Annotated in this window: 13 protein-coding genes; 8 read left to right on the plus strand and 5 right to left on the minus strand. The window is 70.0% G+C overall.

Annotated features, from left to right (window positions below; translation table 11 throughout):
* Nucleotides 1–147: 147 nt before the first annotated feature.
* The 3 genes from FHT32_RS13055 to htpG all read right to left on the minus strand — a co-directional run bounded on the left by FHT32_RS13055 (nt 148) and on the right by htpG (nt 3,967).
* Entirely contained in the window at nt 148–1,134 is a 987-nt protein-coding gene (locus FHT32_RS13055) for a tripartite tricarboxylate transporter substrate binding protein (protein WP_176665067.1), read from the minus strand.
* 107 nt (nt 1,135–1,241) lie between these two features.
* Nucleotides 1,242–1,934, minus strand: coding sequence for a hypothetical protein (locus tag FHT32_RS13060; protein ID WP_176665068.1), 693 nt, complete (start codon nt 1,932–1,934; stop codon nt 1,242–1,244).
* Nucleotides 1,931–3,967 (minus strand): molecular chaperone HtpG, encoded by a 2,037-nt coding sequence (gene htpG / locus FHT32_RS13065; protein WP_176665069.1) that lies wholly within the window; start codon nt 3,965–3,967, stop codon nt 1,931–1,933. Before htpG ends, FHT32_RS13060 begins: the two co-directional genes overlap by 4 nt.
* Before the next feature lie 350 nt (nt 3,968–4,317).
* Here htpG and FHT32_RS13070 point away from each other — a divergent pair, with 350 nt between their 5' ends.
* Genes FHT32_RS13070 through FHT32_RS13095 form a run of 6 tightly spaced genes read left to right on the plus strand, consistent with a single transcriptional unit; the run spans nt 4,318 to nt 9,867 of the window.
* On the plus strand, nt 4,318–6,546 hold the full coding sequence (locus tag FHT32_RS13070; protein ID WP_371132176.1) for an SdrD B-like domain-containing protein: 2,229 nt from the start codon (nt 4,318–4,320) through the stop codon (nt 6,544–6,546).
* A 55-nt stretch (nt 6,547–6,601) separates the two neighbouring features.
* Nucleotides 6,602–7,207 carry a hypothetical protein gene (locus FHT32_RS13075; protein ID WP_256098990.1) on the plus strand — a complete coding sequence of 202 codons (606 nt, stop codon included), beginning with the start codon at nt 6,602–6,604 and terminating at the stop codon, nt 7,205–7,207.
* The gene (locus tag FHT32_RS13080) at nt 7,207–7,839 is read left to right on the plus strand and encodes a hypothetical protein (protein ID WP_176665071.1); all 633 of its coding nucleotides are present in this window, start codon (nt 7,207–7,209) and stop codon (nt 7,837–7,839) included. The genes FHT32_RS13075 and FHT32_RS13080 overlap by 1 nt, the downstream gene beginning before the upstream one ends.
* Complete coding sequence (locus FHT32_RS13085) at nt 7,836–8,330, plus strand: hypothetical protein (protein WP_176665072.1); 495 nt, start codon at nt 7,836–7,838, stop codon at nt 8,328–8,330. Before FHT32_RS13080 ends, FHT32_RS13085 begins: the two co-directional genes overlap by 4 nt.
* Nucleotides 8,327–9,214 (plus strand): hypothetical protein, encoded by an 888-nt coding sequence (locus FHT32_RS13090; RefSeq protein ID WP_256098991.1) that lies wholly within the window; start codon nt 8,327–8,329, stop codon nt 9,212–9,214. The genes FHT32_RS13085 and FHT32_RS13090 overlap by 4 nt, the downstream gene beginning before the upstream one ends.
* A complete protein-coding gene (locus tag FHT32_RS13095) occupies nt 9,211–9,867 on the plus strand; it encodes a hypothetical protein (protein WP_256098992.1) in 657 nt (218 codons plus the stop codon). Before FHT32_RS13090 ends, FHT32_RS13095 begins: the two co-directional genes overlap by 4 nt.
* Before the next feature lie 151 nt (nt 9,868–10,018).
* Here the strand turns inward: FHT32_RS13095 and FHT32_RS13100 are convergent, their stop codons facing one another.
* Together FHT32_RS13100 and FHT32_RS13105 are read right to left on the minus strand one after the other, a co-directional pair.
* Nucleotides 10,019–11,059: an ABC transporter substrate-binding protein gene (locus FHT32_RS13100; protein ID WP_176665073.1), complete on the minus strand. Its 1,041-nt coding sequence runs from the start codon at nt 11,057–11,059 to the stop codon at nt 10,019–10,021.
* Nucleotides 11,060–11,110: 51 nt separating this feature from the next.
* On the minus strand, nt 11,111–12,019 hold the full coding sequence (locus FHT32_RS13105) for a LysR family transcriptional regulator (RefSeq protein WP_176665074.1): 909 nt from the start codon (nt 12,017–12,019) through the stop codon (nt 11,111–11,113).
* 105 nt (nt 12,020–12,124) lie between these two features.
* Between FHT32_RS13105 and FHT32_RS13110 the strand changes: the two genes are divergently transcribed.
* The gene (locus FHT32_RS13110) at nt 12,125–13,138 is read left to right on the plus strand and encodes an NAD(P)-dependent alcohol dehydrogenase (protein WP_176665075.1); all 1,014 of its coding nucleotides are present in this window, start codon (nt 12,125–12,127) and stop codon (nt 13,136–13,138) included.
* 186 nt (nt 13,139–13,324) lie between these two features.
* The gene (gene aqpZ / locus FHT32_RS13115; RefSeq protein WP_176665076.1) at nt 13,325–14,032 is read left to right on the plus strand and encodes an aquaporin Z; all 708 of its coding nucleotides are present in this window, start codon (nt 13,325–13,327) and stop codon (nt 14,030–14,032) included.
* Nucleotides 14,033–14,055: the final 23 nt, after the last annotated feature.

The following is a 14,055-nucleotide window of genomic DNA, read 5'->3' on the forward strand; positions in this document are numbered from 1 at the left end:
GGCTCTCTCCTGCGCTGCCGCAAGCCGCCCCGCCGACCTTTCTTGTGCGTGCGATGCGCCAATCTAGGCAGCCACTCTTAGCCCGGCGTGAGCAAGGGCCCCGGCTTTCGCAAAGTTGCCGTAAAGCGCGCGGCTCCCCGCCGGCCTTCAGTCCAGCGAAAGATTGAGGTCGCGGATCAGCGGATGCCACCGCGCCGATTCGCCCCGCAGCAGTGCCGCGAACTGCGCGGGCGCGTCGCCCGCGGGCTCCACGCCGTACTCGGCGAGCCGGCGCAGCACGGCCGGGTTGTGGATGGCGCTGGCCACCGACTGCTGCAGCCGCGAGACGATCTCGCCCGGCGTTCCGGCAGGCACCACCAGGCCCATGAGCGCGGCGGCCTCGACGCGCGGCAGGCCGATCTCGACGAAGGTGGGAACGCGCGGCAGCTGCACGAGGCGCGAGGGGTTCGCCACCGCCAGCGGGCGCAGTCTGCCGCTCTGGATGAAGCGGCGCGAGGCGGCCAGGTCGCACATCATCACCGGCACCTGTCCGCCGGCCACGTCGGCCACAGCGGGCGCGGCGCTGCGGTAGGGCACGTGGACCATCTCGAGGCGGGCCTCGCGTTCGAGCAGTTCCATCGCCAGGTGCTGCGGGCTGCCCGTGCCGGCCGAGGCGTAGCTGACTTTGCCGGGGAAGGCGCGCGCGTCGTCGATGAAGGCCCGCGCGTCCTTCACGCCGCTGGCCGGGCCGACCAGCAGCACCATCGGCAGCCGGCCGAGCAGGGTGACGGGCGCGAAGTCGCGCGAGGGGTCGTAGCTGAGGTTGCGGTAGAGCGCCGGGTTGAACACCAGCGTGCCGCTGTCGGCCGACAGCACCGTGTAGCCGTCGGCCGGGGCGCGCGCGGCTTCCATGGCGCCGAGCGCGGTGTTGCCGCCTGCACGGTTCTCGATGACGACGGACTGCCCCGCGTCGATGGCGAGCTGGGCGGAGATGGTGCGCGCGACGATGTCGGCCCCGGCTCCCGCCGCGTACGGCACGATCCAGCGGATGGACTTGGCGGGATACGCGAGTTGCGCCTTCGCCGCGCGATGGGCTCCCCCGGCCGCGAGGGCGGCCATGGCGGCGAGTTGCAGCAGGAGCGATCGGCGGGTCATCACGGGCGACTGTCTCCGGGGAGATACCGGCCGCCATGTTAGGCCGGGCCGCGTGTCCGCGTGAGGGGCACGCCTATGGGCGCATCAGGGACGCACCAGGGGCCGCGTCACGGCGCGACGGGATTGCCCGGCGTGCCGGTGTCGCGGGCCGAAAGCGCGGCGGCGGCCGTCGCGGCCGCGGCGGGCGGGCGGTAGGTGACGTTCACCGCGGGAGCAGCGGGCGCCGTGGGCTCGGGCGGCGGCCGGGTGATCTTGACCAGGGGCGCCCGCCTGACGGTCGCTGCCGGCGTTGCGCTGGCGGGTGCCGTGGCCACCGGAGCGGGCGGGGGAACGGGGCCCACGGGCGTGAAAGGGGCTGCGGGCGTCGAGTAGTACTGCACCGGAGCCGGCGCGGCGGCCGTCCCGGGGGAAGCCGCAGGCGCAGCAGAAGCCACCGCGCCGCCTGCGGCGGGCGCTACGGCTGCCGTAGCCGGTGCCGCTGGAGCCGTGGGCGCGGCGTTGGGGTCGTAGAGCACGGCTCCCTTGCTCACGCCCGTGCGCACCGGCCCCACGCCGACACCCACGCCGGCCGAGCCCGACACCTGCCCGCCGTTGTTCACGGCCACGCCCGCGCCGAGCGGGCCGAAGCCGGTGTTCAGGCCCACGGAGAAGTTGCCGTCCTTGGTGGCGCCGAGCCCCAGAGAGAGCCCGGGCACCAGCGGAATGCCGACGTGGTAGTGGGAACAGCCGCCCGCCAGGAGCAACAGCGCCGCCGCCGGAACGACGGCCGCTGCCCGTATGACGCGCGGCCGGCCGTTCACACCAGCAGCGCGTTGACGCGCCTCACGTAGGCCGCCGGGTCCGCCGGCAGGCCGCCTTCGGCCAGCAGGGCCTGGTCGAACAGGATGTTGGCCAGGTCGTCGAAGTGCGAGGAGCCCTCGAGCTTCTTCACCAGCGGATGCTCGGCGTTCACTTCGAGCACCGGCTTCAGGTCGGGCGCAGGCTGGCCGGCCTGCTTGAGCATGCGCGCGAGCTGCGTGCTCATGCCGCCGTCCTGCACCACGAGGCAGGCGGGCGAATCGACCAGGCGCGTGGTCACGCGCACGTCTTCGGCCTTGTCCTTGAGAGCCGTCTTGAGCTTCTCGAGCATGGGCTTGAACGACTCGGCGGCCTCTTCGGCGGCCTTCTTCTCGGCTTCGTCCTGCAGCTTGCCGAGATCGACCGCGCCCTTGGCCACGCTCTGCAGCGGGGTGCCGTCGAACTCGTTGAGGTAGTTCAGCGCCCACTCGTCAACGCGGTCGGTCATGAGCAGCACCTCGATGCCCTTCTTCTTGAAGACTTCGAGCTGCGGGCTGTTCTTGGCGGCGGCGAGCGTGTCGGCCGTGATGTAGTAGATGGCGTCCTGGCCTTCCTTCATGCGGGCCTTGTAGTCCGCGAAGCTCACGCTCACCGAGTCGGTGGTGGTGGAGGCGTAGCGCAGCAGCTTGGCGATGCGGTCGCGGTTGCCGAAGTCCTCGCCCAGGCCTTCCTTGAGCACTGCGCCGAACTCGGCGTAGAACTTGGCGTACTTGCCCGATTCGTCGGCGGCGGCAGCGGCGGTTTCCGCAGCGGTGGGCGCGTTCTTGTCGACCACGTCGGTCACGCCTTCGGTCGGCTCGGCGGCCGGCACCGATTCGCCGGAGCCCACGTCGATCCTGCCCTCGCCGCTTTCCGGCGCGGTCTTCTGCTTCTTCGCCAGGTCTTCCAGCATGCCGAGCACGCGCTTGGTGCTGCCCTCGCGGATGGCCTTCACGTCGCGGCTTTCCTGCAGCAGCTCGCGGCTCACGTTCAGCGGCAGGTCGGCCGAGTCGATCACGCCCTTGACGAAGCGCAGGTAGCTGGGCATCAGCGCGTCGGCGTCGTCCATGATGAAGACGCGCTTGACGTAGAGCTTCACACCCGCGCTCTTGTCGCGGTTCCACAGGTCGAAGGGCGCCTTGGCCGGGATGTACAGCAGCTGCGTGTACTCGGTGCTGCCTTCCACGCGGTTGTGGCTCCAGGCGAGCGGGGCCTCGTAGTCGTGGCTGATGCTCTTGTAGAACTCCTCGTACTGCTCGGGGGTGATGTCCTTCTTGGGGCGGCTCCACAGGGCGTTGGCCTTGTTGACGGTTTCCCATTCGCCGGTCTTCACCATGTCGCCGGGCTGGTCGTTCTCGCCGTCCTTCCACTCTTCCTTCTCCATGAGGATGGGCAGGGAGATGTGGTCGGAGTACTTGCCGACGATCTGCTTGAGCTTCCAGGCGTTGAGGTATTCGTCGGCATCCTCACGCAGATGCAGCGTGATGCTGGTGCCGCGCTCCGGGCGGGTGATGTCGGCCACCTCGAAGTCGCCGGCGCCGCCGCTGGTCCAGCGCACGCCCTGGTCGGCCGGCAGGCCCGCGCGGCGCGACTCGACGGTGATCTTGTCGGCCACGATGAAGCCCGAGTAGAAACCCACACCGAACTGGCCGATGAGCTGTGCGTCGGCCTTCTGGTCGCCGCTCAACTTGCTCATGAAGTCCTTGGTGCCGCTCTTGGCGATCGTGCCGAGGTTGTCGATCGCCTCCTGGCGCGACAGGCCGATGCCCTTGTCGGTGATGGTGATGGTGCGCGCGGCCTTGTCGAAGCTCAGGCGCACGTCGAGATCGGACTGGCCTTCGTAGAGCTCGGGGTGGTCGAGGGCCTCGAAGCGCAGCTTGTCGCAGGCGTCCGATGCATTCGAGATCAGCTCGCGCAGGAAGATTTCCTTGTTGGAGTACAGCGCATGCGTGACGAGATGCAGCAGTTGCGCGACTTCAGCCTGGAACGGGAGTTTGGTTTTGGAGGAATCAGCCATGGATAGAGAAATGTCGAAAGCCGAAAAATTCTAAGTCGGGCGCGGCGCCGGAAAGCGCCCGCGCACCAACATCCTCAATTGGGTTGTCTTTTGTCTTCATCAAGGGCAAATGAAGCTCAACGTTCCATTTTTGGCATTCCTGAAGACCCGGCGCCCGTGCGCTCCGCTGGGGAAAACCCTCCGAGCCCGGAAAAATTGACTCTTGTTAACAGTTCTGAAATATCCTGACGACTGCCAAGAAGTGACAGAGAACAGGGGTCCAGCCCCGGGGAACGAGACAGGGATGACGTCTGATGACTTGCACGTCGCCAAGGGCCGTTTCCGGCCCCCCCGGAGCCGCAAGGCGCCCGGTGGCCGCCCTTGCATGGCTCGAGTGCACGACGGCCCTCGCATGGCTGTCCTGCGCGCCGGCCCAGGCGCAGCCCCAGCAGAAACCGCAGGCGACGGCCCCGGCCGCCCACGTCGTGGCTGACGCGCGCATCGAAACCCTCGACCGCGCGCAGGCCGAGCAGGCGCGGCTGAAGGCGCTCGCCGATTCCGCGCCCAAGGCCTACGAAGACCGCTTCATGACCTCCGACGCGGACACCCCCGCGGCCGACGCGACGCCCGAGTCCGAGCAGCCGCAGGGCTACCGGGCCTGGCTGGTGGAAAGCCGCATCGGCTTCGGCGACGCCACCACCACCGGCTACGGCCGCCAGCGCGCGACCGAGTTCGGCCAGCGTTTCGAATACCGCCGCGAAACCCTCAACTACGGCGAATTCGTGCTGCAGGCCGACGGCCGCCACCTGGGCGGCGACAACAGCGCGAGCGGCCTGGGCATCGGCTCGCTGGGCTATGCGCGCGAAGCCACCAGCGGCCGCTTCACGCTGCGCAACCTCGGTTTTCCGCTGACCACGCAGACCTTCGCCGACACCGCCGTGGGCGACATCCAGAGCGAGCTTACCGGCGGCCTGGCGCGCAACTACAGGCTCTCGCTGGGCTCGACCACGGTGCGCGGCGCGTCCATGCGCGTCTACGGCAATGACTTCGACCTGCGCGGCGGCTTCGGCCAGCGCGGCAACCTGACCGGCGGACCGTATCCCGGCTTCGAGAAGAGCCAGGGCACGCTCGGCTGGCTCGGGGCCACGCTGCGCCTGGGCGACCCGTGGTTCGCGTCGTTCCAGCTCGACCGGGCGCGCAACGTGCCCGCCTACTACTACGACCCGCTCACGGCCCGGGGCTACGGCAGCAAGGACGTCACCAGCTGGGCGAGCTCGGTGGGCTGGGGCCGCGAGGTGGCGCGCGACGGCGACTTCAAGGCCCGCGCCACGCTGGTGGGCAGCCGCGTGAGCTCGTCCACGCCCGGGGTGACCACCGGCGATTCGCGGGGCCTGTTCGTCGAAGCTAGCGCGCGCACGGGCCTTTACCGCCACGAGTTCGGCGCCTACACCGCGCGGCCCAACCTGTACTTCGGCGACTACGCGCTGGCGACCGGCACGCGCGGCGCGTACTGGCGGGTGGACCGCAACACCAGCCGCCTGAGCTGGGGCGTCGGCCTGGACTACGAGCGCTCCCGGCGGGACGTGAACTTCAACCTCGCGGGCTACCGCCGCTTCGGCGCGAGCGGCAACTTCCAGTACCTGTTCGACCGCGACAACTCCGTCGGCGGCAGCCTGAGCGTCTACCGCACGCGCTACGACGGGCTCCCCGACGGGAGCATCGCGGGCGGCAGCGGCGACGGCCGCAGCCTCTACGGCAGCGCCTTCTGGCAGACCCGCCTGTTCGACTGGCCGCGCAGCCGCTTCTCGCTGACGGTGCGCCGCAACGAGCTGATCGTGCTCGGCGACTCCGCGGCCACCGGCCAGGAGCTGCAGTGGGAGCAGGACTGGATCGGCGGGCGCCGCGAGACGATGCGCCCCGAGCTCACCACCACCGTCGGCTACGCGCGCGACCGCAGCGGCGGCACCTCCCGCAGCTACCCGACGGCGGGCCTGCAGTTGCGCTACTGGATCGACGACGGCTTCCACGTGGGCGGCAACCTGCGCTACACCTCGCAAAGCGGCGGCCTCTACACCAGCCGCGGCCTGTCGGGCTCGCTCACGGCCGAGAAGGAGCTGGGCATGGGCTGGCGCGTGGGCTTCATGGCCAACTTCAACCAGGCGCGCGCATCGCTGCTGCCGACCTCGTATTCGTCTCCCAACCTCTATCGCAGCAACGAGAAGGCCGCCTACGTCTACCTGCGATGGGAAGGCAGCGCCGGCACCGCCTTCCGCCCGGCGGGCGCGCGCGGCGAAGGCGCGGGCGGCGGCAGCGTGTCGGGCCGGGTGTTCTACGACGCCAACCGCGACGGCGAGCAGCAGTCGGGCGAAGGCGGCGTGGCCGGCGTCGAGGTGCTGCTCGACGGCCGCTACCGCGCCACCACCGACCGCGACGGCCGCTTCGAATTCCCGCTGGTGACCACCGGCCGCCACCAGCTGACGCTCACGCTCGAAAGCGTGCCGCTGCCCTGGGGCGCGGCCGGCGAGACCGGGGTGAGCGTGAACGTTCCGCTGCGTGGCCGGGCCAGCGCGGAGATACCCGTCGTCAAGGTGGGCGAATGAGCCGCACCGACCTTCCTTTTTTCCACCCCGCCGCATCCAACCAGAAGGAGTTCCCATGATCCGAACACCCCTCGTGCGCAGCATGCAGATGCTTTCGCTGGCAGTCCTCGCGCTGGCCGGCGGGCAGGCCCCGGCCGAAAGCCAGTACGGCTCCGGCACAGGCACCATCACCGCCCAGGCCAAGGTGAACCTGAGCGTGACGGTGCCCAAGCTGATCCTGCTGCGCGTGGGCTCGACCAACACCACCATCGACACCGTGACCTGGGCCTCCACCCTCAGCATTCCGCCCGTGCCCACCACGCCGGTCACGGGCAACAACACCAATGTGGACTGGAACGGCGCGGCTCCCACCGTCACGCCCGCCTCGACCACGAACACGCTCAACGTGTACGCCTGGACCAACGCGGGCGCGGGCACCATCAACTGCGCCATGGGCACCTGGGCGCCCGCCGCCGGCGGCCCGGCGAACGCGGACTTCACCGTCGCGACCACGGGCACGCTGCCGCACCCCGGGGCCAACCTCGGCGCCTGCGCCTCGACCTCGTTCCCCTCGAACGCGGTCGCCTCGGGCACCTGGGCCTACACGCTCGGCGGCACGCCCGCGGGCTGGGTGGCGGGCACCTACACGAACACCATCACGTACACGGCCCAGGGCATCTGATGCCTGGGCGTGCGGCGACGGCGATGGCGCTCGCGGCGGCCCTGCTCGCCGCCACGTCCGCGCGCGCCGTCATCACCACGGTCACCGACACCGGCAGCACCTACAGCCTGACGCTTCGCGTCGGTTCGGCCGGCGCGACCGTCGACACGGTGGCCTTCAGCGTCACCGGCGCCAACGCGGGGCTGACCCCCACGGCCGTGGCCGGCACGCCGGCCATCGACGTGTGGGTGATGCCGGTGCGCCCGGTGGCCAACACCACCGTGGCGCGGCCGGTGACGCTGCGCGTGGATTCGTCCGTTGCGCTGACCTGCCAGTCGGGCGGCTGCGGCACCACGGCCATTCCCTTCAGCAAGATCAGTTGGGTGGCCACGAACAACAGCAGCGCGGCCTCGGGCGACATCCAGAACGGCCGCTTCGACACCACCGCCAACCAGTCGATCGCGAGCTACGACGCGAACGCCACCTTCTGCGTCGGTCCGCTCGGCCTGCCCTGCGTGCTGGGCGTCGGCACCTGGACCTACCTGTCGCGCAACGTGACGGCCACGCGGCTGCAGTTCAGCTACGACAACGACGTCGTCTACCCGGGCGGCAACTACAAGGGCACCGTGCGATTCACGGCGTCGATGGAATGAAGCCGCCGCGCCTTCGCCGAGCGACCGCCGTCGCGCTGCTGTGCGGCGCGGTGCTGGCCGCTCCCGCATGGGCGACGGTCGCCCGGCTCGACGACTCGGCCTCGCCGCGCGCGCACGTGCGCAGCGATTTCAGCAATGCGCAGGCGATGGACGGCCACGTGGTCGTGCTCCCCCTCGGCCGCATCGAGTACCGCCTGGCCATGACGCCCCACTTGGGCCGGCGTGCGCGCATCTTCTACGTGATTCCCGCCAACGTCGCGGGCCTGCGCTCGCCGGCGGGGATGCTGGTGCAGTGGCGTGGCAGCGGCGCATTCGCGAGCGGCAGCGGCCGGCCCGGCGACCGTGTGCAGGTGTGGAACGGCGTGGTCCAGGCTCCGTGGATGAACGAGACCTTCGAGCTCACGCTGCGCATCGATCCACGCGAGCTGCGCATGCCCGCAGGCTCGGCGCTGAGCTTCGAGTCGTTCTTCGAGATCGAGACATTGCCATGAGACACCCCCTGAGTCGCTTCGCGCCTTCCCCCTCTCCTTCGGGAAAGGGACGCACCCTGTGGTCCGGCGAAGCCGGTTCCACGGGTGCCCTTGCATCCTTCTGCCTTGCGCTGCTCGCGGCCGCCGGCATGGCAAGGGCCGCGCCCTTCGAGCTGGCCGTCACGCCGTCGCGCTTCGAGCTCTCGGGCAAGCCCGGCACGCGCCTGGGGCAGTCGCTCGACATCCACAACCTGGCATCGACCGCCACCGAGGTCTCGATGCGCACCATCGACTGGAGCTACTCGGCCGAGGGCAACATCGGCTACCACGACGAACTGCTGCCCGGCAGCTGCAGGCCATGGGTGGTGCTGGAGCGGCGCAGCCTCTCGGTGCCGGCGCGCAGCAAGCGCTCGTTCCGCTTCCAGGTGGAGCCGCCGGCCGACGCGCCGCGCGGCGAGTGCCGCTTCATGATCGCCATCGAGGGCACGGAGCCGGCGCAGCAGACCGTCATCCGCAACGGCGGCGCCAGCCTGAGCCTGCCGGTCACGGGCCGCATCGCGGTGGCCGTGTACGTCATGCTCGACGGCGCCGAGCCCAGGCTCGAGATCAGGCAGATCGCCAGCGGAGAAGCCGGCGGCGCGCGCCGCGCGGTGGTGACCGTGGCCAACACCGGCGACGCGCACGGCCGACTCGAAGGCAGCCTGGACGCCACCGACAGCAAGGGCCGCGCGTTCGAGCTGGTGCCCGAGGGCACGCCGATCCTGCCGGGCCAGACGCGCACGCTGGCGCTGGTGCCCAAGGCCGAGAACGGCCAGCCGGCGCCGCAGCCCGTCTATCCGGTCAAGGCCAGCGGCAGGCTCGACTGGGACAAGGGCAGCTTCAAGGTGGACGTGGAGCTGAAATGAAACTCCCCATGGCCTCGCACGCTTCGTGCAGCTTCGCACTTGCGAGCGCAGTCGCCGGGCTGGGCACGGGCATCGCCCAGGCCGCGTCCAGCACCGCCGGCCCCAGCGCCTCGGTGCCGCTGAGCACCGGCGTCAACCTGGACTTCACGATCGCCATCGACAAGTTCATCTTCTTCCGCATCGGCGACGGCGCCTGGCCCACGCCCGGCGGCACCACGAGCACGGTGAGCTTCGTGCTGACGCCGTCGATCCCGGGCGGCCCGACCACGCCGGTCGCCGGCAACAACACGCCGGTGAACTGGAGCGGCGCGGCGCCGGGCTTCAGCGTCACGCCCAGCAACAACGCGCTGCCCGTCGAGGTGCGCAGCAACGGAGGGCAGATCACGCTGCGGGCGACGGCCACGACGCCGCTGGCGAGCGGCGCCAACACGATCCCGCTGTCGGAGATCACCATCGCCAGCAGCGACGCCAACCTGCCCGCGCCGCAGATCCCGAACACGGGCACCGGCACGGCGGTCAACGTCGCGGGCACCAGCTTCGCCAACCTCGTCACCCAGCGCAGCGCCACCTGGACCTTTTCCTACGCCAACCTGGCGAGCCGCACCGCCGGCATCTACACGGGCCAAGTCACCTTCACCGCCAGCTCGCCCTGACCCCCAGCCCCGCGCAGGCAAGTCACGGCGTCGCCCGCCCTGGAGGACTTCTTCCAGGAACACCGCGGAACCGGCTCTGCCGGGCCGCAGGTGTTGCCCCGGAAGGGGGTTGGCGCAGCGACACGAAGTGCGCGAAGCCTGGGGGCGAGCCCTACCTCGGAAGCGACTCCACCTCGCGCGTCCAGCGGTCGATGATCCGCTTGCGCTCGGCCGCCTTGCCGTACTTCTCGAAGTCGTACTTGATCAGCTTCACCTCGGCCATCGAGGGGATGCGCGGGTCGGGCTTGAAGGTCTTGTTGGCCGGCGACTGCAGGCTGCCCGCCTTGCCGCCGATGGCCTGGCCCGCGGGGCTCATCAGCCAGTCGTAGTAGCGCTTCGCGTTCTCCTTGTTGCGCGCGCCCTTCACCAGCGCGATGCCGCCGATCTCGTAGCCCGTGCCCTCGCAGGGCGCGGCGGTCTTCACGGGAAATTTGTCGTAGCGCCAGCGCTCGAAGCCGAAGATGAAGCTCACGCCGATGGCCACTTCGCCCTTGGCGACGTTGGGCGCCTGCGCCTGGCCGCTGCGCGTGTAGCTGGTGACGTTCTTGTGCAGCTTCTTCAGGTATTCGAAGGCCGCGTCCTCGCCCATCTGCTGCACCAGGCCCGCGATGATGGTGTAGGCCGTGCCGCTGGTGGCCGGGTGCGAGATCTCGATCTCGCCCTTGTACTCGGGCTTGATCAGGTCGGCCCAGCACTTCGGCTCGTGCAGCTTCTTCTTTTTCAACACGTCGGTGTTGAAGCCGAAGCCGATGGCGCTGGTGTAGAAGCCGCCCACCATGTTCTGCGACAGCGCGTACTGCCGCACCGCCCAGTCGTGCAGGTCGTTGATGTAGGCCGGGCGGTAGGGCTCCAGCAGCCCCTGCTCGGCCGCCTGCAGGAACGGGTCGCCGGTGCCGCCCCACCAGATGTCGGTCTTGGGGTTGGCGGCCTCGGCGCGCAACTGGGCGCCGATCTCGCCGGTGCCCTTGTGCGCCTGCTGCACCTTGATGCCGGTCTCGCGCGTGAAGGCCGCGGCCGCTGCCTCGCACCAGCCCGCGTCGGTGCTGCACAGCGCGTTGACGGTGCCTTGCGCCAGAGCGTTCGGCGCCGCCAGAATGAATGCGGCGGCAATGCCTGCCGCGGCGGCGATGTGTCGGATGGCGAATGGGCGCATGCGCGGGTCTCCTCGTCGTGGTTCTCGAAGGCCGCAGGATAGCGCCGGCGCTCAGCGCGCGGCCAGCAGCGGCGGCAGGTGCTCGGCCAGCCAGTCGGTCACCACGCGCGTCTTCAGCGGCAGGTAGCGGCTGCGCGAGCGGATCACGTTGAGCTCGAAACCGAAGGGCCGGGGCTCGTCGAACACGCGCACCAGCGTGCCTGCGGCGAGCGCGTCGGCCGCCAGCCATGCCGGCAGGCGCGCGAGGCCCATGCCTCCGGTGGCCGCCTCGAGCAGCACCTCGGCGCTGTCGCAGCGCAGCCGCGACGGCGGCGTCACCTCGACGAGGCGGCCTTCGGCGTCATGGAAGCGCCAGGACGACACCTGCCCGTCGCGCGCGTAGAGCACCGCTCCGTGCTCCTTCAGCTCGTCGATGCCACCCGGATGCCCGTGCGCGGCAAGGTAGCCGGGCGAGGCGCACAGCACCATCCACTGCATGCCGACCGGCCGCGCGACCAGCTCCGTGCTGTCGGCGAGTTCGCCGCTGCGGATGGCGAGATCGAGCCCCTCCTCGACGAGATCGACGCGCCGGTCGTTGAACGAGAGCTCCAGCGACAACTGCGGATGGTGCCGCGCCAGCGCCAGCAGCAGCGGCCCGACCTTCAGCCGCCCCAGCATCGCCGGCATGCTCAGCCGCACCAGGCCCGAGGCGGTGCTGCGCGCCACGTCGGCCACGGCCTCGGCCGCTTCGAGCTCGGCGAGCGCGCGGCGGCAGCGCTCGTAGTAGCCGTGGCCTTCCTCCGTGAGGCTCTGGCTGCGCGTGGTGCGCAGGAAGAGCCGGGTGTCGAGCCGCGATTCGAGCCGCGCGATGCTCTTGGCGACCGCCGAGCGCGTCACGTGCAGGCGCTGCGCGGCCAGCGCGAAGCTGCCCGCCTCCACGGCGGCGACGAATTCCTCGATTCCTTGCAGGCGTTGACCCATTGGATACTTTAAGGCGCCATTGAAAGGAAAATTATCCTCCACCGGATAGCTTCACTCGTCAATAGCATGAAGACTTTCTTCCCGTTTTCCCCTTGGAGCTCATTCATGCAAGAACCCCGAACGTTGCGCCGCTGGCAGCTTCCCGAATTCGGCCGCGCCCATCTCGAACAGGCCGAGGCCCCGTTGCCCGAGCCGGGGCCGAACCAGATCCTCGTGAAGGTCGGCGCGGTGTCGCTCAACTACCGCGACCTGCTGATGACGCGCGATGGCATGGGCATGGCGCTCGAACTGCCCTTCGTGCCCGGTTCCGACATGGCCGGCACCGTGGTGGCCGCGGGCCCGGGCGTGACGCGCTTCGCCGTGGGCGATCGCGTCATCGACACCTTCTGGGGCGGCTGGATCGACAGCCACTGGCACGCCGACACCACGCTGCTCGGCGGACCCGGGCCCGGCATGCTGGCCTCGCACGTGCTGATCGACGCCGCCTGGGCCGTGGCCGCGCCCGAGACGCTGAGCCTCGCCGAAGCCAGCACGCTGCCCTGCGCGGGCCTCACCGCGTGGTTCGCCCTGGCTGAAACAGGTGCGCTCCGCGCGGGCGAGACGGTGCTGATCCACGGCACGGGCGGCGTCGCCCTGTTCGGCCTGCAGATCGCCCGGCTGCACGGCGCGCGTGCCATCGTGGTGACGGGCGGCGACGAGGCCAAGCGCGCGCAGGCCCTTGCGCTCGGCGCCACGCACGTGCTCGCGCGCGGCGGCGACTGGCCCGCGGAAGTACGGCGCCTCACGCAGGGACGCGGTGTCGACCACGTGCTCGAACTCGCGAGCGGACCCAATCTCGACCGCTCGCTGCAGGCCGTGAAGCAGGGCGGACGTGTATCGATCATCGGCATGCTCGAAGGCGAGACGCTGAGTGCCTCGTTCTACGCGATGGTGCTGGGCCGGGTGACGGTGCAGGGCATCGGCGTGGGCCACCGGCGCGCGCTCGAAGACCTGGTGCGCGCCGTCGACACGAACGCGCTCAAGCCGGTGATCGCCACGCAATACGGCTTCGACGAACTGCCCGCCGCACTCGATCACCTGGAGCGCGGCGCGTTCGGAAAGATCGTCGTGACGATGTAAAAGATCACGAAACGCGTTGGTGCCGCAGATGCAACGCAGTTGCGGCAATGCACGAAAGCAGCGCCATCCGTGAACAGGTTCCGTTAGTGCCAACGACTTGCTCGACGCCCTCTATTTGCGTTCCTAGAATCCGCCCGCGCATCGCCTCGCGGGCTGCGCGCCTTCTCAACTTCAGGATGGAGCGTTATGGAACACAGTACCTATAAAAAGTGGTCTGCCGAGTTCATTGGTACTTTCTGGCTCACGCTCGGAGGCTGCGGAAGCGCGGTCCTGGCGGCGGCCTTTCCGAATGTCGGCATCGGCCTGCTCGGCGTCTCGCTGGCCTTCGGCCTCACGGTGGTGACGGGGGCGTACGCACTGGGTCCGATCTCGGGCGGGCACTTCAATCCGGCGGTGTCCATCGGCCTCGCGGCCGCGGGCCGCTTCAAGGCTTCGCAGCTCGCGGGCTACATCGTGGCGCAGGTGCTCGGCGCCATCGCCGCGGCGGGCATCCTGTACCTCATCGCCACCGGCAAGCCGGGCGCCGACATCGGCGGCTTCGCCACCAACGGCTATGGCGAGCACTCGCCCGGCAAGTACGGCCTCACGGCCGCGTTGCTGTGCGAAGTGGTGATGACGGCCGTGTTCCTGATCGTGATCCTCGGCGCCACCGCGAAGCGCGCGGCCGGCGGCTTCGCGGGGCTGGCCATCGGCCTGTGCCTCACGTTGATCCACCTGATCTCGATTCCCGTCACCAACACGTCGGTCAACCCGGCGCGCAGCACGGGTCCGGCCCTCTTCGGGCCGTCCCATGCGGTGTCGGAACTGTGGCTCTTCTGGGTAGCGCCCATCGCGGGCGCGATCATCGGCGCGGTGATCTACCGCGCGCTGCTGAGCAACGGCAGCGACGACTGAGCCTCGCCGCCGCCGTCGCATTC

Source organism: Variovorax sp. SG517 (assembly GCF_013376045.1).
Classification (GTDB): Bacteria; Pseudomonadota; Gammaproteobacteria; order Burkholderiales; family Burkholderiaceae_C; genus Variovorax.